Source organism: Roseateles sp. UC29_93 (assembly GCF_042695725.1).
GTDB lineage: Bacteria > Pseudomonadota > Gammaproteobacteria > Burkholderiales > Burkholderiaceae_C > Roseateles > Roseateles noduli_A.
Map to the genome: position 1 here is coordinate 5,980,738 of NZ_CP170545.1, position 23,800 is coordinate 6,004,537.

Consider the following 23,800-nt stretch of genomic DNA (forward strand, 5'->3'; position numbering starts at 1 on the left):
GGCGGGTCCCGACCTTGCCGGCCGCAGGCTTACTGGCCTGCCGCGCGGGCGCCACGCCGGGCCTACTCGTCTCCCCCGAGTGCGGGGGGCGTGCCGGCGGCGGGGTGGGTCTTCTCGATCGCACGGGCGATGCCGCGCAGGATGTGGACCTCTTCCTTCGTCAGCCCGGCGCGGTTGAAGAGCTGGTTCAGCCGCGGCATCAGCTTCTTGGGCGAGGCCGGATCGAGGTAGCCCAGGTGGACGAGGCTGCCTTCCAGATGCGTCAGCAGCCCCTGGACCGCCTGCGCGTCGGCCAGTTGCGGATCGGCCGTGCGCGGCGCCACCGCGTAGCCGCCCAGCGCCTGGCGCCAGTCGTAGGAGATCAGTTGGACCGCCTGCGCCAGGTTCAGCGAGCCGTAGTCCGGATGCGTCGGGATCGACAGCACCGCGTGCGCGCGGTAGACGTCCTCGTTGCTCATCCCGTAGCGCTCGGAGCCGAAGAGGAAAGCCACCTGATGGGGGAGCGGCTCCCCCATCGCCAGTTCGGCGAACAGCGATCTGGGCTCGCGCGTCGGCGGTCCGAAATCGCGCGGCGTCATCGCCGTGGCGCAGACGAAGGTGCAGCCGTCGAGCGCGTCCTCGACGCGGTCGACGATCGCGCGCGCGGGCGAGGATGTCGGCCGCGCCGCTGGCCATGGCCACCGTCTCCTCCTGGCTCAGCACGTCGGCGAAGCGGGGCCGCACCAGCACCAGGTCGCGGAAGCCCATCACCTTCATCGCCCGCGCGGTCGAGCCGACGTTGCCGGGGTGGCTGGTCTCGATCAGCACGAAACGTGTCGGATCCGACGTCGGAGGGCGGGCGGTCGTGCCGGAGTCAGCCGGGGGCATAGGGGAAACCACGAGTCTGTGTCAAAATGGTCGATTATCCGCGCCGGTCCCCTCGCTCGCGATTCAATTCGCCCCCGAGGTTCTGACCACAGGCCCCAGGGCCGACGCACGCTCTTTCCTTTCGCCAGTCCACTTCCCACAGGAACCGTCCCGCATGACGCAAGCCGCTCACCATCCCATGCTCAACGTCGCCATCAAGGCGGCGCGTACCGCCGGCGCGATCATCAACCGCGCGTCGATGGACCTGGACATCCTGAAGATCAACACCAAGTCGCCCAACGACTTCGTGACCGAAGTGGACCAGGCCGCCGAGCAGGCGATCATCGAGACGCTGCTGCAGGCCTACCCCGACCACGGCATCCTGGCCGAAGAATCCGGCCGCGAATACGGCGCGAGGCACTCCGAGTACCAGTGGATCATCGACCCGCTGGACGGCACGACCAACTTCATCCACGGCCTGCCGTTCTACTGCGTGTCGATCGCGCTGGCGCACCGCAACATCGTGCAGCAGGCCGTCGTCTACGACCCGACCCGCAACGACCTGTTCTACGCGACCAAGGGCCGCGGCGCCTACCTGAACGACAAGCGCATCCGCGTCAGCAAGCGCACCCGCATGAGCGACGCGCTGATCGGCACGGGCTTCCCGTTCCGCCGCGGCGACAACTTCAAGCGCTACCTGAAGATGTTCGAGGACGTCATGACCCAGGTCGCCGGCGTGCGCCGCCCGGGCGCGGCCGCGCTGGACCTGTGCTACGTGGCCGCGGGCCACTACGACGGCTTCTTCGAGACCGGCCTGAACCCGTGGGACGTGGCCGCGGGTTCGCTGATCATCCAGGAAGCGGGCGGCCTGGTCGGCAACTTCACCGGCGAACCCGACTTCCTGCATCAGCGCGAGATCGTCGCCGGCACGCCGCGCATCTACGGCCCGCTGGTGCAGATCCTGGCGCCGTACACCCGCGTGATCACGCAGGACGCGCTGGACGCGGACGCAGACGCAGCCGCGGGCGGCGAGCCCGCTGACAAGGCAGCCCCCCGGAAGAAGGCCGCGGCCACCACCGAAGGGGGAAGCGAAGCGCCGAAGAAGCGCGCGCCGGTCCGCATCAAGAAGAACGACGGCGGCGCGGAAGCCTGATTCCATCGGCATTCCCGACGATCCGCGGCGTCCTTGACGCCGATCAACGAAGCCCTCCCCTTGGAGGGCTTTGTCGTTTTTGGCGCGAACGGTTGAAGCGCGAGCCGCTGGAGCAGACCTAGCATGGCTCCATCCGATCACTGGCATCGCCCGCTTCAGCGCCATGACTACGCCTCCCTGCTCTGCCCAATCAGTTGCCGATTACATCCTCTACTTCTTCCAGTGGAAATGTGACCCGATCAACAACTACAAGCTGCAGAAGCTTCTCTATTACGTCCAGGGCTGGCACTTGGCGGAATACGACGAGCCCGCGTTTCCTGACCGGATCGAAGCCTGGATTTCAGGACCGGTCTGCCCTGCCATCTTTGAACGGTATGCGCAGTACACCTGGCGTCCGATATCGGAAGAGACGCAGGATCCCACGGGCCTTCCCGAACGTTTGACCAGGTTGATCGACGAGGTCGTTGATCTCTATGGCTTCGATACGGGGTGGTCCCTGGAGTACCGTGTGCACCGGGAACCCCCGTGGCTGGAGGCCCGCAAGGGCCAAGATCTCATCGACACGCGCCGCGAGGAGATCACGCACGAATCCATGGCGCGATTCTTCAAGGCGGAATCGGCGGCCGCCGAGGTGGAGGCGGGGTCATGACACTTCGCAAACGTGCCGAGCGGCGTCCCGCCGTCCCCGCCTCGACATTCCACGCTCTTCCGGACGGCATGCTGCACTTTTCGTTTCGGCTGCTGCACTCGACCGGCAAGTTCGGCCACGAACAGGTGACTGCTGCTGCCCCCTACCTGTCGACGCTACTCGACAGGCTTCGAGGACTGTCGACCATGCGGCCCGACGAGTTCCGACGCAACAGGGATCGTGCGTGGCGAATCCACCCCGTGCAATGGTCCGAAACGACGGAGAAGAATGGTTTCAAACATCTGCCAAGCGAAATGCAGCAGTACGTCGCCTGGCAGTTCCAGCTGACAGCGAACGAACACGGCCGCGTTCATGGAATCCTGGTGGAGGATGTCTTCTACATCGTCTGGCTCGATCCCGAACACCGTCTCTACCAGTGATACCGGCAGCCCCGATCATGTCCAGCCATGCCCTACACTCATCCCCCAGTCAGCCACCACAGCGCCCTCCGCACGAGGGCGTTGTCCATTTCCCGTCCGTACCGCTCCCGATGACCAGCGCCGTCCCTGCCGATTTCAGCCACCACACGCCGATGATGCAGCAGTATTTCGGCCTCAAGGCCGAGCATCCGGACACGCTGCTCTTCTACCGGATGGGGGACTTCTACGAGGTCTTCTTCGACGACGCCCGCAAGGCCAACGCGCTGCTGGACGTCACGCTGACCACCCGCGGCCAGAGCGGCGGCGAACCGGTCGTCATGGCCGGCGTGCCGGTGCACTCGCTGGAGTCCTACCTCGCCAAGCTGCTCAAGCTCGGTGAGTCCGTCGCGATCGCCGAGCAGACCGGCGAAGTCGGCGCCACCAAGGGGCCGGTCGAACGCAAGGTCGTGCGTGTCGCCACGCCCGGCACCGTCACGGAATCCGAGCTGCTCGCCGACAAGCAGGACTCGATCCTGCTGTCCATCGCCACGCAGGGCAAGACCTTCGGCCTGGCCTGGCTGTCGATGACGCAGGGGCAGATCGGTCTGGCGCAGTGCGGCGAACGCGACCTGCCCTCGTGGATCGCCCGCCTGTCGCCGGCGGAGGTCCTGGTCGATCGCGAGAAACATCCGCAGGCGGTGCTGGGCGCCAAGCTGCCAATCACCAACCGCCAGAGCTGGCAGTTCGATACGAACCTGGGCAGCCGCAAGCTCTGCGAGCAACTCGGCGTCGCGAACCTGCAGGGCCTCAACGCACAGGACCTGCCCGCCGCGCATGCGGCGGCCTCCTGCCTGCTGTCCTATGCCGAGAGCACCCAGGGCAGCCGCGCGCTGAGCCACGTGAAGAGCCTGCGCGTGCTGCGCGCGTCCGACCTCCTGGACCTGCCGCCCGCCACCCAGCGCAACCTGGAGTTGACGCAGACGCTGCGCGGCGAGACCTCGCCGACGCTGCTGTCGCTGCTGGACACCTGCCGCACCGGCATGGGCAGCCGCGCGTTGCGTTTCTGGCTGCTGCACCCGGAGCGCGAACGCACGGTCGCCCGCGAACGTCAGGCGGCCATCGCCGAACTGATGAGCACCGGCTTCGAGCCGCTGCGGGAAGCCTTCCGGCAGGTCTCCGACGTGGAGCGCATCGCCGCGCGCATTGCGCTGCGCCAGGTGCGTCCGCGCGAACTCGCCGGCCTGCGCGCGACCTTGCTGATCCTGCCCGAACTTGCGCAGACGGTCCCGGCCGGCGCGAAGTTGCTCGACGAGTTGTCCGAAGGCCTGCGCGCGTCGCCGCACATCGCGGAGCTGTTGAGCCGCGCGATCGCGGAAGAGCCGCAGGCGCTGATCCGCGAAGGCGGCGTGATCGCCAAGGGCTTCGACGAGGAGCTCGACGACCTGCGCGCCGTGCAGACCGACTGCGACCAGTTCCTGCTCGCGATGGAAGTCCGCGAACGCGCGCGCACCGGCATCGGCAACCTGCGGGTCAAGTTCAACAAGGTGCATGGCTTCTACATCGAAGTCACGAACAGCGGCCTCGAGAAGATCCCCGCCGACTACACCCGCCGCCAGACACTGACGAACGCCGAGCGCTTCATCACCCCCGAGCTGAAGGCCTTCGAGGACAAATCGCTGTCCGCGAACGAACGCGCCCTCGCCCGCGAGAAGATGCTCTACGAGATGGTCATCGACCAGCTCACCGAGGAGATGCCGGCGCTAGGCCGGCTCGCGCGCTCGCTGGCGTCGCTGGATGTGCTGGCCGCGCTCGCGGAACGCGCAGCGACGCTGAACTGGAGCCGTCCCGAGTTCGTCCCGCATCCCTGCATCGACATCCAGGGTGGCCGCCATCCGGTGGTCGAGGCCCGCCTGCGCGAGACCGGCGCCGGCGAGTTCATGGCCAACGACTGCCGGCTGGACGCCCGCACCAAGCTGATGGTGATCACCGGCCCGAACATGGGCGGCAAGAGCACCTTCATGCGTCAGGTCGCGCTGATCGCGCTGCTGGCGGCGATCGGCGCCTATGTGCCGGCGACCGCCTGCCGGCTGGGGCCCATCGACGCGATCCACACGCGGATCGGCGCGGCGGACGACCTGGCCAACGCGCAGTCCACCTTCATGCTCGAGATGACCGAAGGCGCCGCGATCCTGCACAGCGCGACCGAACAGTCGCTGGTGCTGATGGACGAGATCGGCCGCGGCACCTCGACCTTCGACGGCCTGGCGCTGGCCGGCGCGATCGCCACCCACCTGCACGACAAGTGCCGCGCGTTCACGCTGTTCGCGACGCACTACTTCGAGCTGACCGAGTTCCCGGCCAAGCACCCGCAGGCGGTCAACATGCATGTCTCGGCGGTCGAGAGCGGCGAGAACATCGTCTTCCTGCACGAGATCCAGCCCGGTCCGGCGAGCCGCAGCTACGGCGTGCAGGTGGCGCGGCTGGCCGGCATGCCGGGTCCGGTCGTGCGGCAGGCCCGCGCGGCGCTTGAAGCCCTTGAAGCCCGCGCCACCGAGGGCGAGTCGCAGATCGACCTGTTCGCCCCGCCGCCGGAGCCCGCGCCGGGCGCGGTGGCCGAGGAGCCGTCCGAGCTGCTGGACGCGCTGCGGGACCTCGATCCCGACGCGCTGAGCCCGCGCGAGGCCCATGCGGCGCTGTACCAGCTCAAGCTGCTGGCCGCCGGCCGGCACTGAACCCTCCGCCGATCCGACGCGCCAGACCTGACCCCATGGACTCGACCAAGACCCTCGTCTTCTCGCATGCCAACGGGTTTCCGGCGGGCTGCTACCGGGTGCTCTTCGACCGCTGGCGCGATGCGGGCTGGACCGTGCACGCGCTGCCGCGCATCGGCCACGACCCGCGTTATCCGGTGACCAGCAACTGGCCGCACCTGCGCGACGAGCTGCTGCACTTCATCCAGGACGAGGTCCAGCCGACCGCGCCGGTGATGCTGGTCGGACATTCGCTCGGCGGCCTGCTGTCGCTGCTGGTCGCCTGCCGCAAGCCGTCGCTCGCGCAGGGCCTGGTGATGCTGGACTCCCCGGTGATCGACGGCTGGCGCGCGCACAGCCTGCGCGTGGTGAAGTCCGCCGGCCTGATCAAGCGCGTCTCGCCGGGCAAGGTCTCGCACCAGCGGCGCTACGAATGGCCCAGCCTCGAAGAGGCACACGCGCATTTCGCCGCCAAGAACAAGTTCGCACGCTGGGATCCCCGCGTGCTGAAGGACTACATCGCCAGCGGCTTCGACGCGCACGAGGACGGTCAGGTGCGCCTGGGCTTCACGCGCGAGATCGAGACCCGCATCTACAACACGCTGCCCCACAACCTGCCGCGCATCCTGCACGGCCACGCGCCGAAGTGTCCGGTGGCGTTCATCGCGGGCACGCAGTCCGAAGAACTGCGGCAGGCCAACGCGGCCGGGTCCAAGGCGCTCGCCAAGGACCTGTTCCGCTGGTTCGAGGGCACCCACCTCTACCCCTTCGAAAGACCGGACGACACGGCGGCGCTCGTCCTCGAATTGATGGGCGAGATCGAGGCCAAATCGGCATCGCTATAATCTCCTTTTACCACCACGGCGTTTTTGGTTTCCTGCTCGGAAAACCGGCGCTGCAAGACAATGACCAAGTACGTCTTCGTCACCGGCGGTGTCGTGTCCTCTCTCGGCAAGGGCATCGCATCGGCCTCTCTCGCGGCCCTTCTCGAGTCCCGCGGCCTCAAAGTCACCCTCATCAAGCTGGATCCCTACATCAACGTGGATCCGGGCACGATGTCGCCGTTCCAGCACGGTGAAGTGTTCGTGACGGACGACGGCGCCGAGACCGACCTGGACCTGGGTCACTACGAGCGCTTCATCACCACGCGGATGAAGAAGAGCAACAACTTCACCACCGGACAGATCTACATGTCGGTGCTGGAGAAGGAACGCCGCGGCGACTACCTCGGCAAGACCGTCCAGGTGATCCCGCACATCACCAACGAGATGCAGGACTTCATCCGTCGCGGCGCCGGTCACGGCACGGCGGACGCGGTGGACGTGGCGATCGTCGAGATCGGCGGCACGGTCGGCGACATCGAGTCGCTGCCCTTCCTGGAAGCGGCGCGTCAGATGAGCCTGAAGGCCGGTGCGAACAACGTCGCGTTCGTGCACCTGACCTACGTCCCATGGATCGCCGCCGCCGGCGAACTCAAGACCAAGCCCACGCAGCACACCGTGCAGAAGCTGCGCGAGATCGGCATCCAGCCCGACGCGCTGCTGTGCCGCGCCGACCGCCGCATCCCGGACGACGAGCGCGAGAAGATCTCGCTGTTCACGAACGTGCCCGAGTACGGCGTGATCTCCATGTGGGACGTCAACACGATCTACAAGGTCCCGCGCATGCTGCATGAGCAGGGCTTGGACCAGATGATCTGCACCAAGCTGCAGCTCAACACCAAGTCCGCGGACCTGAAGCGCTGGGACACGCTGGTCAACGAGGTCGAGAACCCGAAGACCGAAGTGACCATCGCCATGTGCGGCAAGTACACCGACCTGTCGGACAGCTACAAGTCGCTCAACGAGGCGCTGCGTCACGCCGGCATCCACAACCACGCCCGCGTCAACATCGAGTATGTCGACTCGGAGACGCTGGACGCCGAGCACTCGCAGCAGCTCGACAAGTACGACGCGATCCTGGTGCCGGGCGGCTTCGGCAAGCGCGGCGTCGAGGGCAAGATCCTCGCCGCCCAGTACGCCCGCGAGCACAAGACGCCCTACCTGGGCATCTGCCTGGGCATGCAGGTCGCGACCATCGAATACGCGCGCCACAAGGCGCACCTGGACGGCGCGAACTCGACCGAGTTCGAACCCGACGCGCCGCACAAGGTGATCGCGCTGATCGACGAATGGCAGGACGCGGACGGCTCGATCCAGAAGCGCAACGCCCAGTCCGACCTCGGCGGCACGATGCGTCTGGGCGCGCAGAGCTCCGACGTCAAGCCGGGCACGCTGGCCTACGAGATCTACGGCCCGGTCGTGAACGAGCGTCACCGCCACCGCTACGAGGCCAACGAGCAGTACCTGGACCAGCTGCAGGACGCCGGCCTGGTGATCTCGGCGATCACGCAGCGCGAGAAGCTGACCGAGATCGTCGAGCTGCCGCGCAATGTGCACCCGTGGTACATGGGCGTGCAGTTCCACCCGGAGTTCAAGTCGACCCCGTGGGACGGCCACCCGCTGTTCATCGCGTTCATCAAGGCCGCGCTGGAACACAAGGCCAAGGCCGGCCACGAGGTCAGCGCGCCCGCGGCGGCCTGAGCCCCGTCGGGGTCCGGGACGACTTCAGACACCAACGACAGAGACACCGCCCATGCCCGCCTTCATCATTGCCGACGTGACCGTGACCGACGCCGACCAGATGGCCAAGTACCGTGAATGGAGCACCAAGGCGATGCAGGAGCACGGCGCGGAAGTGCTGGTCCGCGGCGGTGAGATCGAGGTGCTGGAAGGCCCCTGGACACCGAGCCGCCTGGTGGTGCTGAAGTTCCCCGACCGCGCCGCGGCCAAGGCCTTCTACGACTCGGAGACCTACCAGCATGCGAAGTCGCTGCGCGAGCACGCCGGCGTGATGCGCATGATCGTCGTCGACGGCGTCTGATCCCCCGCCATGCCCTGCACGAGCCATCGCGCCGCCAGCCTGTCCAGATGGACGGCCAGCGGCCCGGTGGCTTTTTTTCGCCTCCGTATTTCATCCCCCGTTTCGTCCCCCAATATCCGGACGCAGGTTGTTCAGCCAAGGTAACCCGTTGCTGGCACCATGCGCGCCGACCGCGTTTTTTCACTTCTGGAGACTGTTCCCATGAGCGCCATTGTTGACATCGTCGGCCGAGAGATCCTCGACAGCCGCGGCAACCCCACCGTGGAATGCGACGTGCTGCTGGAGTCCGGCGTGATGGGCCGCGCCGCCGTGCCGTCGGGCGCGTCGACCGGTTCGCGCGAAGCCATCGAGCTGCGTGACGGCGACAAGTCGCGTTACCTCGGCAAGGGCGTGCTGAAGGCCGTCGAGCACATCAACACCGAGATCTCGGAAGCCGTGCTGGGCCTGGACGCCTCGGAGCAGGCCTTCCTGGACAAGACCCTGATCGACCTGGACGGCACCGAGAACAAGAGCCGCCTGGGCGCCAACGCGATGCTGGCCGTGTCGATGGCCGTGGCGCGCGCCGCCGCGGAAGAATCGGGCCTGCCGCTGTACCGCTACTTCGGCGGCATGAGCGGCAACCAGCTGCCGGTGCCGATGATGAACGTCATCAACGGCGGCGCGCACGCCAACAACTCGATCGACCTGCAGGAACTGATGATCATCCCCGTGGGCGCGCCGTCGTTCCGCGAGGCGCTGCGCTGGGGCGCGGAGGTCTTCCACGCGCTGAAGAAGATCATCGACGCCAAGGGCATGTCGACCGCCGTCGGCGACGAAGGCGGCTTCGCCCCGAACGTCGAGAACCATGAAGCCGCGATCCAGATGATCCTGGAAGCGATCGACAAGGCCGGCTACACCGCCGGCGAGCAGATCGCGCTGGGCCTGGACTGCGCCGCCAGCGAGTTCTACAAGGACGGCAAGTACGTGCTGGAAGGCGAAGGCGGCATCCAGCTGACGGCCGAACAATGGACCGACATGCTGGCCACCTGGGTCGACAAGTACCCGATCATCTCGATCGAGGACGGCATGGCCGAAGGCGACTGGGACGGCTGGAAGCACATCACCGAGAAGCTCGGCGACAAGGTGCAGCTGGTGGGCGACGACCTGTTCGTCACCAACACCAAGATCCTGAAGGAAGGCATCGACAAGGGCATCGCCAACTCGATCCTGATCAAGATCAACCAGATCGGCACGCTGACCGAGACCTTCGCCGCCATCGAGATGGCCAAGCGCGCCGGCTACACCGCCGTGATCTCGCACCGCTCGGGCGAGACCGAGGACTCGACGATCTCCGACATCGCCGTCGGCCTGAACGCCGGCCAGATCAAGACGGGTTCGCTGTCGCGCTCGGACCGCATGGCCAAGTACAACCAGCTGCTGCGCATCGAGGAAGACCTGGGCGACGTGGCGGTGTACCCGGGCCGCGCCGCGTTCTACAACCTGCGCTGACCCCACGCGGACGTCCGCTGGGCGGGCGCTCCCCGCGTTCGAAGGGCAGGCCCATGGGCCTGCCCTTTTTCGTTGCAGCTAAACTCGCGGCCTGTGAAAGCCCTGGCCATCGTCCTCACCGCGTTCCTTGTCGCCATCCAGGCCCAGCTCTGGTTCGGCAAGGGCGGCCTGGCCCGCGGGTCCAGCTGCGCGCCGAACTGCGCGAGCAGGACGAAGCCAACGAGAAGGCCCGCGCGCGCAACACCCAGCTGCAGGCGGAACTGCTCGACCTGCGCGAAGGCCTCGAGATGGTCGAGGAAAAGGCCCGCATGGAACTGGGCATGGTCAAGCCGGACGAAGTCTTCGTCCCGCTGCGCCGCTGAATCACAATTCCGCCTCCCGCCACTCCTGCATGCGCTCGCAGATGGATGCCTTGCTCGCCTGGGCGCTCTCGCCCGCCTTCCACGCCCTCGGCAGCCCGATCAGTTGGCTGGAGCTTGTCGCGTTCGCGTTGGCGATCTGGATGGTCGTCTGCAACATGCGCGTTCAGGTGCTGGCCTGGCCGCTGGCGCTGACCAGCTCGCTGCTCTACTTCCTGCTGTTCTGGAGCGGCAAGCTCTACGGCGAGGCCTCGCTGCAGCTGCTGTTCGCCGCGCTCGCGCTGTGGGGCTGGTGGCAGTGGATGCGCGGCCGCACGGCCGATGGCCACACGCTGCATGTGCGCACGCTCGGTCCGAAGGGCCGCGTCACCGCGCTGCTGTTCACGCTGGCGGCCTGGCCGCTGCTGGGGATGTTCCTGCAACACCGCACCGACTCCCCCCTCCCCTATTGGGATGCCCTCCCGACGGTGGCCAGCATCACCGGCCAGTGGCTGCTCGGCCGCAAGTACCAGGAGAACTGGCCCGTCTGGGTGATGGTCAACCTGGTCAGCATCGGGTTGTTCGCGCTCAAGGGCTACTGGCTGACGGTCGTGCTGTATGCGGTGTTCGTGCCGATGTCGGTGGCAGGCTGGCGCGCGTGGCAGCGCCAGCTGCGGCCGGCAGCGATGGCCGCTTGAGCGATCGCTCTCATAGCGCACTTCGTCTGACGCCCCTGCGCGGCGCCCTGCCATCATTCCCACCATGACGCTGCACATCGCCCTCGTCGGCGCCGAGAGCACCGGCAAGAGCCGCCTCGGCGTGGCGCTGCTGGAGCACCTGAGCGCCCAGACGCGGCTGCGCTGCGCGCTGGTCGGCGAATACCTGCGCGAGTGGTGCGAGCGCGAGGGCCGCACCCCGCGCCCGGACGAGCAGCGCGCGATCGCCGAGGAGCAATGGCGCCGCGCCGAAGCCGCCGCCGTCGATCACGACCTCGTCCTGCACGACACGACGCCGCTGATGACCGCGGTCTACAGCGAGCAGCTGTTCGACGACACCAGCCTCTACCCATTCGCGCTGCAGGTCCAGGCCCGCATGGACGCCACGCTGCTGATGGCGCTGGACCTGCCCTGGGTCGCCGATGACATGCGCGACGGCCCGCATGCGCAACAGCCGACGGACCGCCTGGTACGCCGCGCGCTGCGCGAGGCCGGCCTCGGCTACAGCCTGGTCTCAGGAGCCGGCCCGGAGCGCCTGCAGCAGGCGCTCAACGCGCTTGGTCCGCTGCTCAGACCGCATCTGGGCCGCGAGGACGGCCTGTTCGGCCGCCTGCTGCAGCGCGAGGAAAGCCTGGGCGGCGACTGGCGTTGCGAGCTCTGCGACGACCCCGCCTGCGAGCACGCCAGCCGCACCGCCGAGCGCCTGCCGCGCGCCTGAACGCGGCGCTCACGGCCCGGCCACACAGCCGAGGCACAATCCGCCGCTTCGCCGTCGCAAACATTTGCGGACGTCGCGAATTTCGAGATCACGGCGTTCCTGGAGCCTCCCCGATGAACCGTTCTTCCGTCCGCCCGCTGGGCGCTCTGTCGATGCTGCTGAGCGCGGCACTGCTCGCCGCCTGCGGATCGTTGAGCTCCTCCGGGCCGCAGGCGCCTCTGCCGCCCTCGCTGGAGACATCGGCCGCGGCCGCGAAGACCGCGACGCCGACCAGCGGCTCGGTCGCCGTCAAGGTGCTGGCGATCAACGACTTCCACGGCAACCTGCTCCCGCCGGCCGGCGGCATCAAGCTGCCCGATCCGCAGAACCCCGACAAGACGATCACGCTGGAGGCCGGCGGCGCGGAGCGCATGGCGACGGTGGTCGCGCAGATCAAGGCGAAGAATCCCAACCACGTGTTCGTGGCCGCCGGCGACCTGGTCGGCGCGAGCCCGCTGCTCTCGGCGCTGTTCCATGACGAGTCGACGATCGAGTCGCTGGGCATGATGGGACTGGACATCTCCTCGGTCGGCAACCACGAGTTCGACCAGGGCATCGACGAGTTGCTGCGCAAGCAGCGCGGCGGCTGCCACCCGAAGGACGGCTGCAAGGGCCCGACCGAGTTCAAGGGCGCGAAGTACCAGTACCTCGCCGCCAGCACCATCGACGAGAAGACCGGCCAGTCCGTGCTGCCGGCCTACGCGATCAAGCGTTTCGACGGCGTGCCGGTGGGCTTCATCGGCCTGTCGCTGAAGGGCACGCCGGAGCTGGTCAGCCCGACCGGCATCAAGGGCCTGCGCTTCGACGACGAGGCGCAGACGATCAACCGCCTGGTGCCCGAGCTGGAACGCCAGGGCGTGCACGCCTTCGTCGTGCTGATCCACGAAGGCGGCTACCCCAGCGGCGGCATCAACGACTGCCCGGAGATCTCCGGGCCGATCGTCGACATCGTCAAGCAGTTGGACAAGCGCGTCGGCCTGATCGTGTCCGGCCACACGCACCGCGCCTACAACTGCCGCATCGACGGCCGTCTGGTCACCAGCGGCGACAAGTACGGCACCCTGATCACCGAGATCGACCTGACCCTGGACCGCGCCACCGGCACGATGACCGAGGCGCGCGCCAACAACGTCGTGGTGCGCCCGGAGACGGCGAAGGACCCGCGCCAGACCTTGCTGATCAGCAGCTACCAGCACGTCGCTCAACCGTTGATCGAGCGCCAGGTCGGCTTCCTCGCTCAGGCGCTGAGCAAGGAAGGCGACGACAGGAACGAAGGCGGCGGCTCGACGATGGGCCAGCTCGTGGCCGACGCGATGCTGGCCGCGACGCGCGCGTCAGAGAACGGCGGCGCGCAGGTCGCGTTCCAGAACATCGGCGGCGTGCGCACCGGGCTGATCCATCGCGCGGACGACACCGTCACCTTCGGCGACCTCTTCGCGGCGCTGCCGTTCTCGAATGCGCTGGTGGTGGTCGAGATGACCGGCACGCAGTTGCAGGCGGTGCTTGAAGAGCAATGGTGGGCCAGCGATGCGAAGAAATTTCTGCCGCTGCAGACCTCGCAAGGCTTCAGCTACCGCTGGGACAAGCGCCGGCCACTCGGCTCGCGTGTGGTGCCCGGCAGCATGACGCTCAATGGCCGGGCGATCGCCCCCGATCAGAAGGTCCGCGTCGTCATCAACAACTTCCTGCAGGTCGGCGGCGACAGCTTCAATACCTTCACGACCGCGCGGCTCGTGCAGACCGGACCGATGGACGTGGACGCGCTGGAGGCCTACTTCAAGGCCCATGGCACCCAGCGCGTGAAGGCCACGGCGCTGGATCGGGTCGTGCGCGTCGATACGCCCTGAGCCCCTTACTGGACCTGCTTCGATCCCGGGGCCTGGTTTTGCGGGTCGGTGAAGAGCTCACCGACATCCACCGGGTCGAAGACATAGTGGTTGCCGCAGAACTCGCAGCCGATCTCGACGCCGCCCAGCTCCGCCAGGATCTCGTCCACTTCCTGTCTGCCCAGACCCAGCAGCATGCGGCCCACACGCTCGCGTGAGCAGGTGCAGGCAAAGCGCGGGTACTGCGGGTCGAAACGGCGGACGTTCTCCTCCCAGAACAGACGGCGCAGGATCGTGTCGCTGTCCAGCGTCAGCAACTCTTCCGCCGTCAAGGTGGCGGCCAGCATGCTGATGCGGTTGTAGGCGTCCTCCATCTCCTCGCGCGCGACGCCCGAGCTGGCACCCGGCTCGAGGTTGCCCTCGCCTTCAATCGGCAGGCGCTGGATCAGCAGGCCGGCGGCCAACTGGTCGTTGGCGGCGAGCACCAGCGTGGTCTCGAGCTGCTCCGACTGCCGCATGTAGTGCTGCAGCACGTCGCTGAGCTTCTCCAGCGGCTGGCCCTGCGGGCCGCTCAGCGGCACGACCCCCTGGTACGGCTGCTGGCCCGGCAGGCGGTCCTTGGGATCGAGCGTGATCGCGACGCGGCCCTGGCCGTGCACGTTGAGCATCTGCTGCAAGGTCGCATCGTCCACCACCGTCTCGCGCGTCTTGGCGGTGGAGCGGAAGCTGGCGTCCGGCTGCACCTCGACGACCGCCAGCTTCAGCGGTCCGTCGCCCATCACCTGGAAGATCAGCGCGCCGTTGAACTTGATGTTGGCCTGCATCAGCACGCCGGCCGCGGTCATCTGGCCGAGCAGGTCGCGCACCGCCGGCGCCAGCGGCTCCTTGCGGCGGCCGAGCAGTTCCTTCCAGCTGTCGTCGAGCCGGACCAGCATGCCGCGCACGGGCAGCCCTTCGAAGAGGAATTTGTGGAGCTCGCTCGGAGCGGGTTTGATGGACGTGGCCATGGGCTTCCTTTGAATTCGAGTTATCTGGGGACGGATTGCGGATCGTCAATGCGGACGAGTTCCTCGGCATACCGCCGCCCGTTCTGGACGTAGTGGGCGGCGCTCATCGCCAGGCCCTGGATCTGCTGCGGCGTGAGCTCGCGCACGACGCGGGCCGGTGAGCCGACGATGAGGCTGCCGTCCGGGAACTGCTTGCCCTCGGTGACCAGCGCGCCGGCGCCGACGAGGCAGTTGGCGCCAATGCGCGCGCCGTTGAGCACCACCGCGCCGATGCCGATCAGCGCGTTGTCGCCGACGGTGCAGCCGTGCAGCATGACCTGGTGTCCGACGGTGACGTTGCGGCCGAGGACCAGCGGCATGCCCGCGTCGGCGTGCAGCACGCTGCCGTCCTGGATGTTGCTGCCGGCGCCGACGGTGAGGTGCTCGCTGTCGCCGCGCAGGACGGCGTTGAACCAGACGCTGACGTCGTCCTCCAGCGTGACGCGGCCGACGACCTGCGCGCTGTCGGCGATCCAGACGCCGGTGCCGAGTTCCGGCGTGTGTTCGCCAAGGCGGTAGACGGCCATGCGATTCTCCAAAAGGGATAATTCTACGAATGGAACTTCGAACCCGCGCGCTGCAGGTGCTTCTGATCGCCGATCCGCAGGCCAAGGCGCGGGCGGCCCGTGAGCTGTACGGCGCGGCCGATGCCGCTGAGCTCGACACCGCCGCCCTCCTCACGCCCGACACCGAGCCGCCCGGCCGCCCCGAGCGCCCCCACCTCGTCGCGGCGCTGCAGGTGGCGTCGCGCTCGCCGTTCACGCCCGAAGGTCGAGCAGCGCTGATCCACGCGATCGCGCACATCGAGTTCAACGCGATCAACCTGGCACTGGACGCGGTCTGGCGCTTCCCCGGCATGCCGCGCGCCTACTACTTCGACTGGCTGCAGGTCGCCGCCGAGGAGGCGTTGCACTTCACGCTGCTCGACGAGCACCTGCGCAGCCTGGGCCGCGCCTACGGCGACTTCGACGCGCACGACGGCCTGTGGACGATGGCGATGCGCACGGCCGGCGACGTGCTCGCACGCATGGCGCTGGTACCGCGCACGCTGGAGGCGCGCGGGCTGGACGCGACGCCGCCGCTGCAGGCCAAGTTCGCCAAGGCCGGCGACGCGCGCGCGGTGGAGATCCTCGACGTGATCCTGCGCGACGAGGTCGGCCACGTCCGCATCGGCAACCACTGGTACCGCCACCTGTGCCGCGAGCGCGGGCTGGATCCGCTGACGCTGTATCCCGAGCTCGTCGAGCGTTTCGAAGCACCGCGGCTGCGGCCGCCGTTCAACGTCGAGGCGCGCAGCGCCGCCGGCTTCAGCGACGAAGAGATCGCCTACCTGAGCAGTTGATGGCCGAGCTCCTCTGAGCTCCTCGCCGACGCTCCGCAAGCCTCCCCTGCCAGCCGAAGAAGGCTGACCCGCCCGTGCCATCCGGCGCGGGCGTCGAGATCCCCGACACTCCCTCCCCATGACCCGCATCCAAGCCAACCTGCTGCTGACCCTCATCGCGATGATCTGGGGCTCGGCCTTCGTCGCCCAGGCCCATGGGATGGAGAGCATCGGCCCGATGATGTTCACCGGCATCCGCTTCCTGATCGGCGCGCTGGTCGTGCTGCCGCTGATCGTGCGCGAGCGGCGCGCCCCGGGCGCGACCGTGCTGCGCGGCAGCGACGCGCTGAAGATCATGGGCCTCGGCGCGCTGCTGACGACCGGCGCGGCGCTGCAGCAGATCGGCATCCAGTACACGTCGGTGACCAACGCCGGTTTCCTGACCGCGCTGTACGTGCCGCTGGTGCCGCTGCTGGGCTGGCTGGTGCTGCGCCACCTGCCGCACTGGTCGGTGTGGCCGGGCGCGCTGGCCTGCCTGATCGGCGCTTTCCTGCTGTCGGGCGCGCATGAGCTGGACATCGGCGTGGGCGACGCCTGGGTGATCGCCTCCTCGCTGCCCTGGGCCGTGCACGTGCTGCTGGTCGGCATGGTGGCCGACCGGATGAATTCGCCGTTCACCGTGGCCGGCGGGCAGTTCCTGTTCTGCGGCATCGTCGCGCTGGCCTGGGCGCTGGGCTTCGAGTCGTGGAGCTGGGCCGGCATCGAGGCCGCGGCCGGACCGATCCTCTACACCGGCGTGCTGTCGGTGGGCGTGGCCTTCACGGGCCAGGTCGTCGCGCAGCGCTACGCGCACGCGGCGGACGCCGCGATCATCCTGTCGTCCGAGACGCTGTTCGCCGCCGTGTTCGGCTACCTGATGATGGGCGACCGCCTCAACGGCGCGGGGCTGCTGGGCTGCGCGCTGATCCTCGGCGCGATGCTGCTGATCCAGTTGCTGCCGATGCTGCGCGTGCTGCGGCCGCGCACGGCCTGACCCTCGGCGCTCAATCCAACGGGAACGCACTCGTCTTCTTGACGGTGCGCAGCACCAGCATCGAGTTCGCCTTCGCCACGCCCGGCAGTTGCATGAGCACGTGGGTGTGCAGGCGTTCGAGGTCCTCGGCGTCCTTGTAGGCGAAGCGCAGCAGGTAGTCGTTGCTGCCGGCGACGTAGAAGCAGTCGAGGATGTCCGGCGCGTCCTTGACCGCCTGTTCGAACTCGGCCAGCGCGGCGGGCGTCATGCGCTCGACGTTGACGATGGTCCAGCTCGTGCCGGGCTTGCCGATCGCCTTGGGGTTGAGCAGCGCGACGACGCGGTCGATCACGCCGGAATCCTCCAGACGCTTCACCCGGCGCAGACACGCGGACGGCGACAGATGGACCTGCTGCGCGAGGTCCTGATTCGAGATGCGCGCGTCACGCTGCAAGACCGCGAGGATCGCGCGGTCGATCGCATCCAGTTGCACTTCCTTGATCATGGGCGGCATTCTGTTCGAAGAATCCACCCACAGGCCGCATCCGATTGCGCCGATGCGGGTTTTCCCGCCGCCGGAACGCTCACCGATTGCGCGTCCGCTTGCCTAGACTGGCCGGATCGATCACGCGCGCCGAACGCGCTCCGGGAGCTCCACCATGTCCACCCCCACCCGCCCCGACCTCGACGCCTACTGGATGCCGTTCACGGCCAACCGCCAGTTCAAGCAGTCGCCGCGCCTGCTGACGCGCGCCGACGGCATGTTCTTCACCGACGACCAGGGGCGGCAGATCCTGGACGGCGTCGCGGGCCTGTGGTGCGTGAACGCGGGCCACAACCGGCCGCGCATCGTGAAGGCGATCCAGGAGCAAGCGGCGGAGCTCGACTTCGCCCCGCCCTTCCAGATGGCGCATCCGAAGGCCTTCGAGCTCGCGTCGCGGCTCGCGGAGATTTCGCCCGAGGGCATGAACAAGGTGTTCTTCACCAACTCCGGATCGGAGTCGGTGGAGACGGCGCTGAAGATCGCGCTGGCCTACCACCGCGTCCGCGGCGAGGGCCAGCGCACGCGCCTCATCGGTCGCGAGCGCGGTTATCACGGCGTCAATTTCGGCGGCATGTCGGTGGGCGGCATGGTCGCCAACCGCAAGATGTTCGGCACGCTGCTGTCGGGCGTCGATCACCTGCGCCACACGCACGACATCGCGTGCAACGCGTTCAGCGTCGGCCTCCCTGCGCATGGCGCGGAACTGGCCGACGACCTCGAACGCATGGTTGCGCTGCACGACGCGTCGACGATCGCCGCGGTGATCGTGGAACCGGTGGCCGGCTCGGCCGGCGTGCTGATCCCGCCGCAAGGCTACCTGCAGCGCCTGCGCGAGATCTGCGACAAGCACGGCATCCTGCTGATCTTCGACGAGGTCATCACCGGTTTCGGCCGCACCGGCAGCCCCTTCGCGGCGCAGACCTTCGGCGTGACGCCGGACCTGATGACGGTCGCCAAGGGCCTGACCAACGGCTGCGTGCCGATGGGCGCGGTCTTCGCGCAGCAGCGCATCCACGACACCTTCATGACCGGGCCGGACCACCTGATCGAGTTCTTCCATGGCTACACGTACTCGGCGCATCCGCTGGCCTGCGCGGCGGGCCTCGCGACGCTGGACACCTACGCGGAGGAAGGCCTGCTGACGCGCGCTTCGGAGCTGCAGGGCTACTTCGCCGAGCAGCTGCATTCGCTGCGCGGTGAACCCAACGTCATCGACGTGCGCAACATCGGCCTGGTCGGCGGTGTCGAGTTGGCACCGCGTGCCGGCGAGCCGACCAAGCGCGCCTTCGAGACTTTCCTCGACTGCTGGCAACAGGGCGTGCTGATCCGCACCACGGGCGACATCCTCGCGCTGTCGCCGCCGCTGATCGCGGAGCGCGAGCACCTCGACCGAATGATCGATGCGATCCGCGTGGCGCTGCGGCGACTGAAGTAAGTTCGCTTTCCACCTGCCCCGGCTCAGGCGTTGGCCGCCAGGTCGCAGGGCCCTGGCGTCAAGCGCCAGAACCCCGCGACCAGCCGTCCCCAATCACTTGCTGACTGCTCTCAGTTCTTTGCGCACGACGAGCTTGAGCCCCGACCACACCTCACTGACGGCGCAGACCTTCACGTCGACCCAGCCCAGCGGCAGGCACTCCTCGCGGATGACGTCCTCGGTGATCGTGGTCGGCACCTTCGAGGCCTTCTTCGGCCACGAGATCCACAGCGCCGCGTCGTCGCGCAGCTTGGCGCGCAGCGCCTTGAGCTGATGCGCGAGGTCCTCGCGTTCGACAAGGAATGCGTGTGCGACGTCGACCTTCGTCGACGGCTGCTTCGCGCGCGTGACGCCCTCGGGCATCGGCGCGAGCCAGTCCTCGTAGCCCTCGGGCGCATTGAACGTCCACACCGTGCTGCCCGCCTGGATCCCGAGCTTGCGTGCGAGGGGCGTTCCCGAGTAACCCGCCGACGTCGCTCCCACCCCTGTCGCCATGTCTGATCCCTCCCTGCGTCGGGCATCATCACCCACCATGTCCAGCGCCACAACCGACCGGAAACCCGCGTCCTCCGCCACGGCCCCCACCACGTCTTCCGCGGCCTCCGACGCAGCGTCCGGGACGATCGGCACACACGGTCACCACGTCCCGTGGCTCTCGTACCTGAGCCTGGCCGCCAGCACCAGCGTGATCGGCAGCTACGTCGGGCTGTCCAAGCTGCTGGTCGTCGTCTTCCCGATCTTCCTGCTGGCCTTCCTGCGCTTCGGCATGGCCGCCGTGTTCATGCTGCCTTGGCTCAGGCGCGGCCCGGCCGAGAAGCCCCTCACCGGCCGCACGCGCTTCCTGCTCTTCCTCGAATCCTTCTTCGGGAACTTCCTGTTCTCGATCTGCCTGCTGTTCGGGATGAAGCACAGCTCGGCCGTCGTGGCCGGCGTGATCATGGCCGGCATCCCGGCCACGGTCGCGCTGATGAGCTGGATCTTCCTGCGCGAACGCATCGCGCCGCGCACGCTGTTCGGCATCGCGATGGCGGTCGGCGGCATCGTGATGGTGGCGCTCGACCGCCACGGCGGCGGTGAACACCTCGGCGACACCTCCGCCTGGGGCGCGCTGCTGCTGGTCGGCGCGATGTGCTGCGAGGCCAGCTACGTCGTCATCGGCAAGCGCCTGACCGCCGACCTGCCACCGCGCCGCATCAGCGCGCTGATCAACCTGTGGGGCCTCGTCCTCGTCACGCCGCTGGGCCTGTGGCAGGCCGTCGATTTCGACTTCGGCACCGTCGCCATGAAGGACTGGGGACTGCTGCTCTTCTACGCGATCGCCGCCAGCACCGTCACGGTCTGGTTGTGGATGAAAGGGCTGCAGCACGTCAGCGCCGCCAAGGCCGGGGTCTTCATGGTGTTCCTGCCGATCTCCACCGCGCTCGTGGGCCTGGTGCTGCTCGGCGAGCAGATGAGCGGCATCCAGTTGCTCGCCTACGCGCTGGCGCTGGGCGGAGTGGTGCTGGCCACCTGGCCGGGCCGCCCCACGGCTTGACGCCGGCCGGCGGGCCCCGCTGGCAGGCTCCCCGGGAAGGGCCGCCGGCGAGGTCGCGGACGATCCCGACCGGCCCGCTCCGGGAATACACCGGTCTTCATCCAGTTTTACTACCAATGTAATACCATTTCCCGATTCGGCCCGCTAAGATGGGTCGATCGAACTTGCCTTGGCGCCTGCCGTCCGGGCCGCCAACTTCCCGCCGATGAACGCGACCGCCCCTTCCCCGGCCTCCACGCCTGGTTTTCCGACAGCCGTCAGCCCCGCCGCCAGCCAGGCCGACTGGGAATCCTGGATCGCCAGCTGGTATGCCGTCCTGCGGCAACCCGTGCGTACCGGTGTGAGTCCTTTGGCCTCGGATGGTTCCGGTACCACACCAGGCATCCCACCCCAGCGCGCGCCGCACGTGCTGGTGTTCGCTCCACATCCGGACGATGAATGCATCGTCGGCGCGCTGCCGCTGCGGCTGCGCCAGGAAGCCGGCTGGCGCGTCACCAACATCGCCGTGACGCTGGGCAGCAAGCAGGACCGCCGCGCCGAGCGCTGGACGGAACTGGGCGCCGCCTGCGACGTGCTGGGCTTCGACCTGCGCCTGCTGGCCGCCGACGGCTTCGAGCAGGTGAAGCCCGAAGCCGCCGCCGCGCGCACGCCGCTGTGGCAGGAGCAGGTCCGGCTGGTCGCCGAGCTGCTGGTCGCCGAGCAGCCCGCGCTGATCCTCGTGCCGCACGCGGGCGACGGCATCCCGACGCACATCGGCGTGCACCTGCTCGTGAGCGAGGCGCTCGCGCAGGCGCGCATCAGCACCGTCTTCGCGCACACCGAGTTCTGGGCCACACAGCCCTCGCCGACGACGCTCGTCGAGACCGGCCAGCGCGACACCGCGCTGCTGGTGCGCGCCCTCGCCTGCCACCATGGCGAGATCGCCCGCAATCCGTATCACCTGCGCCTGCCGGCCTGGATGGCCGACAACGTGCGCCGCGGCGGCGAGCTGCTCGCCGGTCCGGGCGAAACGCCGCCGGACTTCGCCTTCGGCACGCTGTACCGCTTGACACGCTGGATCGATGGCGCCGCCGCCGAGGAACTGCCGAACACGCACTGGTCCTGCGACGCACTGCTCGACCCGGCCGCGCTGCTCGGCGGCTGAACGGCGCCACCCCCACTTCAACTCATCGCTGCCCACGCTTTCGGCATACGCGCCGCGCACGCGAGGGCGGTGCGCGGGCTCGTGCGGGCCTATGCTTCGGGTTCCCTTTTTCGAGCCCCTCCGCCACGCCATGAGCGACGCCCGCACCGATCACCCGACCCACCTCCGCGTCCACCAGTTCGCCGGCCTGAAGCCCGGCCCCAAGCTGCTGGTGACGGCCGCCGTGCATGGCAACGAGGTCGCCGGTGTCGGCGCGATCCAGCGGGTGATGGCGATGCTGGACGAGGGCGCGCTGACGCTGCTCAAGGGCACGCTGACGATGATCCCCATCGTCAACCCGCTGGCCCACCGCCTGCAGCGTCGCGAGGGCGAGCGCAACCTGAACCGCAACCTGCGCGTCAACCCGATCCCGCAGGACTTCGAGGACCGCATCGCCAACCGCCTGTGCCCGTGGATCGCCGCCAGCGACGTGCTGCTGGACCTGCACAGCTTCAACAACCCCGGCCCGGCCTTCGCGATGATCGGCCCGCGCGACAACGACGGCGAGCTCGAGCCCTTCCGCCACCAGGCCGCCGAGAGCGCGCTGGCGATGGCGGTGGGCACCTCGCGCATCGTCGAGGGCTGGCTGTCGACCTACGCGCTCGGCCTGAAGCGCCGCGCGGAGAAGGCCGCGGACGGCTCCCGCAAGATGGCGCTGCAGCAGGACCCGCATTACGGCGTCGGCACCACCGAATACATGCGCAGCACCGGCGGCTACTGCATCACGCTGGAATGCGGCCAGCACGCCGACCCGCAAGGCCCCGACGTCGCGTTCAAGGCGATCCTGCGCACGCTGGCGCTGCTGGGCATGATCGCCGCCGAGGGCGTCGAGCTCGCGGACCCGAAGCGCCCCGTCGAGCTGCTGCAGCTCTACGAGGTCGTCGACCGCGAGCGCATGGACGACACCTTCACCCGCGCCTGGGCCAGCTTCGACCCGATCGCGGAAGGTGAGCGCATCGGCACCCGCGCGGACGGCACGCCGGTGCTGGCGCCCTTCGGCGGGCGCATCGTCTTCCCGAACAACAACGCGGAACCCGGCCACGAGTGGTTCTATCTGGCAAAGCCCAGCGACCGCGTGTTGACTTGAGCTTCTGGCTAGAGTCGGCGGCATGAACGACACCACCGCTTCCGCCGCTGCCGCCACGAGCCCGCTGCAGCCTTTGCGCATCGATTTCGTCTCCGACGTCGCCTGCCCCTGGTGCGCCGTCGGACTGAAGTCGCTGGAGACCGCCCTCGCCCGCGTGCCGGACGTGCAGGTCGACATCCACTTCCAGCCCTTCGAGCTGAACCCGCAGATGGTGCCCGAGGGCGAGGACATCGAGGAGCACCTGACGCGCAAGTACCGCTCGACGCCCGAGCAGCGCAAGGACATCCGCGCGCACCTGAAGCAGCGCGGCGCCGACGTCGGCTTCACCTTCACCGAAGGCGCGCGCAGCCGCATCTGGAACACCTTCGACGCGCATCGCCTGCTGCACTGGGCGGGACTGCAGTCGGCGCAGGCGCAACGCGACCTGAAGCTCGCGCTGCTGACCGCGTATCACACCCACGGCAAGAACCCGGGCGACCGCGAGACGCTGCTGGAGACGGTGCGCGAGATCGGCCTCGATGCCGCCGAAGCGGCGCGTGTGTTCGACAGCGGCGAGTTCGCCGACGACGTGCGCGAATCCGAATCGCTGTGGCAGAGCCGCGGCATCAGCTCGGTGCCCGCGGTCGTGATCAACGAGAAGTACCTGATCTCGGGCGGCCAGCCGCCGGAGGCCTTCGAACAGGCGCTGCGCCAGATCGCCGCCGAACAGGCATGAGGAAGCCCCGGCCACCGAGCGGCCCTGAGCAGAACTCGGTC

At 68.3% G+C, this 23,800-nt stretch carries 23 protein-coding genes and 1 pseudogene; 19 read left to right on the forward strand and 5 right to left on the reverse strand.

Translation table 11 applies throughout. From position 1 onward, the window contains the following. Positions 1-62 precede the first annotated feature (62 nt). Positions 63-867, reverse strand: a pseudogene (locus tag ACFJIX_RS27685) (RNA methyltransferase). Between the two features lie 154 nt (positions 868-1,021). Between ACFJIX_RS27685 and ACFJIX_RS27690 the strand changes: the two are divergent. The 12 genes from ACFJIX_RS27690 to ACFJIX_RS27745 all read left to right on the forward strand — a co-directional run bounded on the left by ACFJIX_RS27690 (position 1,022) and on the right by ACFJIX_RS27745 (position 13,864). Beyond that, the gene (locus ACFJIX_RS27690; RefSeq protein ID WP_377155908.1) at positions 1,022-1,999 is read left to right on the forward strand and encodes an inositol monophosphatase family protein; all 978 of its coding nucleotides are present in this window, start codon (positions 1,022-1,024) and stop codon (positions 1,997-1,999) included. A gap of 163 nt (positions 2,000-2,162) precedes the next feature. After that, entirely contained in the window at positions 2,163-2,648 is a 486-nt protein-coding gene (locus ACFJIX_RS27695) for a Panacea domain-containing protein (protein ID WP_377155909.1), read from the forward strand. Then, entirely contained in the window at positions 2,645-3,067 is a 423-nt protein-coding gene (locus tag ACFJIX_RS27700; protein WP_377155911.1) for a hypothetical protein, read from the forward strand. The genes ACFJIX_RS27695 and ACFJIX_RS27700 overlap by 4 nt, the downstream gene beginning before the upstream one ends. Before the next feature lie 110 nt (positions 3,068-3,177). After that, positions 3,178-5,778, forward strand: coding sequence for a DNA mismatch repair protein MutS (gene mutS / locus ACFJIX_RS27705; protein ID WP_377155913.1), 2,601 nt, complete (start codon positions 3,178-3,180; stop codon positions 5,776-5,778). A 35-nt stretch (positions 5,779-5,813) separates the two neighbouring features. Then, complete coding sequence (locus ACFJIX_RS27710) at positions 5,814-6,641, forward strand: alpha/beta fold hydrolase (protein ID WP_377155914.1); 828 nt, start codon at positions 5,814-5,816, stop codon at positions 6,639-6,641. A gap of 60 nt (positions 6,642-6,701) precedes the next feature. Continuing rightward, the gene (locus ACFJIX_RS27715) at positions 6,702-8,378 is read left to right on the forward strand and encodes a CTP synthase (protein ID WP_377155916.1); all 1,677 of its coding nucleotides are present in this window, start codon (positions 6,702-6,704) and stop codon (positions 8,376-8,378) included. A gap of 52 nt (positions 8,379-8,430) precedes the next feature. Beyond that, positions 8,431-8,718, forward strand: a complete 288-nt coding sequence (locus ACFJIX_RS27720) for a DUF1330 domain-containing protein (RefSeq protein ID WP_377155918.1) — start codon at positions 8,431-8,433, stop codon at positions 8,716-8,718. 201 nt (positions 8,719-8,919) lie between these two features. After that, positions 8,920-10,206 (forward strand): phosphopyruvate hydratase, encoded by a 1,287-nt coding sequence (eno, locus tag ACFJIX_RS27725; protein WP_088405489.1) that lies wholly within the window; start codon positions 8,920-8,922, stop codon positions 10,204-10,206. 53 nt (positions 10,207-10,259) lie between these two features. After that, a complete protein-coding gene (locus ACFJIX_RS27730; protein ID WP_377155920.1) occupies positions 10,260-10,568 on the forward strand; it encodes a septum formation initiator family protein in 309 nt (102 codons plus the stop codon). A 41-nt stretch (positions 10,569-10,609) separates the two neighbouring features. Next, the gene (pnuC, locus tag ACFJIX_RS27735; protein WP_377155922.1) at positions 10,610-11,242 is read left to right on the forward strand and encodes a nicotinamide riboside transporter PnuC; all 633 of its coding nucleotides are present in this window, start codon (positions 10,610-10,612) and stop codon (positions 11,240-11,242) included. A 64-nt stretch (positions 11,243-11,306) separates the two neighbouring features. Further along, positions 11,307-11,978 (forward strand): AAA family ATPase, encoded by a 672-nt coding sequence (locus ACFJIX_RS27740; protein WP_377155924.1) that lies wholly within the window; start codon positions 11,307-11,309, stop codon positions 11,976-11,978. Positions 11,979-12,091: 113 nt separating this feature from the next. Beyond that, positions 12,092-13,864: a bifunctional metallophosphatase/5'-nucleotidase gene (locus ACFJIX_RS27745; RefSeq protein ID WP_377155926.1), complete on the forward strand. Its 1,773-nt coding sequence runs from the start codon at positions 12,092-12,094 to the stop codon at positions 13,862-13,864. A 5-nt stretch (positions 13,865-13,869) separates the two neighbouring features. On the opposite strand, the gene ACFJIX_RS27750 is transcribed toward ACFJIX_RS27745, so the two are convergent. Continuing rightward, complete coding sequence (locus ACFJIX_RS27750) at positions 13,870-14,850, reverse strand: Hsp33 family molecular chaperone HslO (RefSeq protein ID WP_377155927.1); 981 nt, start codon at positions 14,848-14,850, stop codon at positions 13,870-13,872. A gap of 20 nt (positions 14,851-14,870) precedes the next feature. Next, positions 14,871-15,416, reverse strand: coding sequence for a gamma carbonic anhydrase family protein (locus ACFJIX_RS27755; RefSeq protein ID WP_377155929.1), 546 nt, complete (start codon positions 15,414-15,416; stop codon positions 14,871-14,873). A 29-nt stretch (positions 15,417-15,445) separates the two neighbouring features. Here ACFJIX_RS27755 and ACFJIX_RS27760 point away from each other — a divergent pair, with 29 nt between their 5' ends. Together ACFJIX_RS27760 and ACFJIX_RS27765 are read left to right on the forward strand one after the other, a co-directional pair. After that, complete coding sequence (locus ACFJIX_RS27760) at positions 15,446-16,231, forward strand: ferritin-like domain-containing protein (RefSeq protein WP_377155931.1); 786 nt, start codon at positions 15,446-15,448, stop codon at positions 16,229-16,231. Between the two features lie 118 nt (positions 16,232-16,349). Beyond that, the gene (locus ACFJIX_RS27765; protein WP_377155932.1) at positions 16,350-17,243 is read left to right on the forward strand and encodes a DMT family transporter; all 894 of its coding nucleotides are present in this window, start codon (positions 16,350-16,352) and stop codon (positions 17,241-17,243) included. Positions 17,244-17,253: 10 nt separating this feature from the next. Here the strand turns inward: ACFJIX_RS27765 and ACFJIX_RS27770 are convergent, their stop codons facing one another. Continuing rightward, complete coding sequence (locus ACFJIX_RS27770) at positions 17,254-17,727, reverse strand: Lrp/AsnC family transcriptional regulator (RefSeq protein ID WP_377155933.1); 474 nt, start codon at positions 17,725-17,727, stop codon at positions 17,254-17,256. A 154-nt stretch (positions 17,728-17,881) separates the two neighbouring features. Between ACFJIX_RS27770 and ACFJIX_RS27775 the strand changes: the two genes are divergently transcribed. Next, a complete protein-coding gene (locus tag ACFJIX_RS27775) occupies positions 17,882-19,201 on the forward strand; it encodes an aspartate aminotransferase family protein (RefSeq protein ID WP_377155934.1) in 1,320 nt (439 codons plus the stop codon). Between the two features lie 93 nt (positions 19,202-19,294). Here ACFJIX_RS27775 and ACFJIX_RS27780 read toward each other — a convergent pair whose 3' ends face one another. Continuing rightward, positions 19,295-19,735, reverse strand: coding sequence for a DUF3052 domain-containing protein (locus ACFJIX_RS27780; RefSeq protein ID WP_377155936.1), 441 nt, complete (start codon positions 19,733-19,735; stop codon positions 19,295-19,297). A gap of 37 nt (positions 19,736-19,772) precedes the next feature. On the opposite strand from ACFJIX_RS27780, the gene ACFJIX_RS27785 reads away from it, so the two are divergent. From ACFJIX_RS27785 to ACFJIX_RS27800, 4 genes are all read left to right on the forward strand, one after another. Next, positions 19,773-20,774 (forward strand): DMT family transporter, encoded by a 1,002-nt coding sequence (locus ACFJIX_RS27785; RefSeq protein WP_377155938.1) that lies wholly within the window; start codon positions 19,773-19,775, stop codon positions 20,772-20,774. Between the two features lie 205 nt (positions 20,775-20,979). Continuing rightward, positions 20,980-21,918 carry a PIG-L deacetylase family protein gene (locus tag ACFJIX_RS27790; protein ID WP_377155940.1) on the forward strand — a complete coding sequence of 313 codons (939 nt, stop codon included), beginning with the start codon at positions 20,980-20,982 and terminating at the stop codon, positions 21,916-21,918. 130 nt (positions 21,919-22,048) lie between these two features. After that, positions 22,049-23,044 carry a succinylglutamate desuccinylase/aspartoacylase family protein gene (locus tag ACFJIX_RS27795; protein WP_377155941.1) on the forward strand — a complete coding sequence of 332 codons (996 nt, stop codon included), beginning with the start codon at positions 22,049-22,051 and terminating at the stop codon, positions 23,042-23,044. A 22-nt stretch (positions 23,045-23,066) separates the two neighbouring features. Further along, positions 23,067-23,759 carry a DsbA family protein gene (locus ACFJIX_RS27800; RefSeq protein ID WP_377155942.1) on the forward strand — a complete coding sequence of 231 codons (693 nt, stop codon included), beginning with the start codon at positions 23,067-23,069 and terminating at the stop codon, positions 23,757-23,759. Positions 23,760-23,800: the final 41 nt, after the last annotated feature.

Coding starts and splice junctions, on each gene's coding strand:
- ACFJIX_RS27690 (WP_377155908.1), top strand. CDS start 1,022: ATGACGCAAGCCGCTCACCATCCCATGCTCAACGTCGCCATCAAGGCG.
- ACFJIX_RS27695 (WP_377155909.1), top strand. CDS start 2,163: ATGACTACGCCTCCCTGCTCTGCCCAATCAGTTGCCGATTACATCCTC.
- ACFJIX_RS27700 (WP_377155911.1), top strand. CDS start 2,645: ATGACACTTCGCAAACGTGCCGAGCGGCGTCCCGCCGTCCCCGCCTCG.
- mutS (WP_377155913.1), top strand. CDS start 3,178: ATGACCAGCGCCGTCCCTGCCGATTTCAGCCACCACACGCCGATGATG.
- ACFJIX_RS27710 (WP_377155914.1), top strand. CDS start 5,814: ATGGACTCGACCAAGACCCTCGTCTTCTCGCATGCCAACGGGTTTCCG.
- ACFJIX_RS27715 (WP_377155916.1), top strand. CDS start 6,702: ATGACCAAGTACGTCTTCGTCACCGGCGGTGTCGTGTCCTCTCTCGGC.
- ACFJIX_RS27720 (WP_377155918.1), top strand. CDS start 8,431: ATGCCCGCCTTCATCATTGCCGACGTGACCGTGACCGACGCCGACCAG.
- eno (WP_088405489.1), top strand. CDS start 8,920: ATGAGCGCCATTGTTGACATCGTCGGCCGAGAGATCCTCGACAGCCGC.
- ACFJIX_RS27730 (WP_377155920.1), top strand. CDS start 10,260: ATGGGCCTGCCCTTTTTCGTTGCAGCTAAACTCGCGGCCTGTGAAAGC.
- pnuC (WP_377155922.1), top strand. CDS start 10,610: ATGGATGCCTTGCTCGCCTGGGCGCTCTCGCCCGCCTTCCACGCCCTC.
- ACFJIX_RS27740 (WP_377155924.1), top strand. CDS start 11,307: ATGACGCTGCACATCGCCCTCGTCGGCGCCGAGAGCACCGGCAAGAGC.
- ACFJIX_RS27745 (WP_377155926.1), top strand. CDS start 12,092: ATGAACCGTTCTTCCGTCCGCCCGCTGGGCGCTCTGTCGATGCTGCTG.
- ACFJIX_RS27750 (WP_377155927.1), bottom strand. CDS start 14,850: ATGGCCACGTCCATCAAACCCGCTCCGAGCGAGCTCCACAAATTCCTC.
- ACFJIX_RS27755 (WP_377155929.1), bottom strand. CDS start 15,416: ATGGCCGTCTACCGCCTTGGCGAACACACGCCGGAACTCGGCACCGGC.
- ACFJIX_RS27760 (WP_377155931.1), top strand. CDS start 15,446: ATGGAACTTCGAACCCGCGCGCTGCAGGTGCTTCTGATCGCCGATCCG.
- ACFJIX_RS27765 (WP_377155932.1), top strand. CDS start 16,350: ATGACCCGCATCCAAGCCAACCTGCTGCTGACCCTCATCGCGATGATC.
- ACFJIX_RS27770 (WP_377155933.1), bottom strand. CDS start 17,727: ATGATCAAGGAAGTGCAACTGGATGCGATCGACCGCGCGATCCTCGCG.
- ACFJIX_RS27775 (WP_377155934.1), top strand. CDS start 17,882: ATGTCCACCCCCACCCGCCCCGACCTCGACGCCTACTGGATGCCGTTC.
- ACFJIX_RS27780 (WP_377155936.1), bottom strand. CDS start 19,735: ATGGCGACAGGGGTGGGAGCGACGTCGGCGGGTTACTCGGGAACGCCC.
- ACFJIX_RS27785 (WP_377155938.1), top strand. CDS start 19,773: ATGTCCAGCGCCACAACCGACCGGAAACCCGCGTCCTCCGCCACGGCC.
- ACFJIX_RS27790 (WP_377155940.1), top strand. CDS start 20,980: ATGAACGCGACCGCCCCTTCCCCGGCCTCCACGCCTGGTTTTCCGACA.
- ACFJIX_RS27795 (WP_377155941.1), top strand. CDS start 22,049: ATGAGCGACGCCCGCACCGATCACCCGACCCACCTCCGCGTCCACCAG.
- ACFJIX_RS27800 (WP_377155942.1), top strand. CDS start 23,067: ATGAACGACACCACCGCTTCCGCCGCTGCCGCCACGAGCCCGCTGCAG.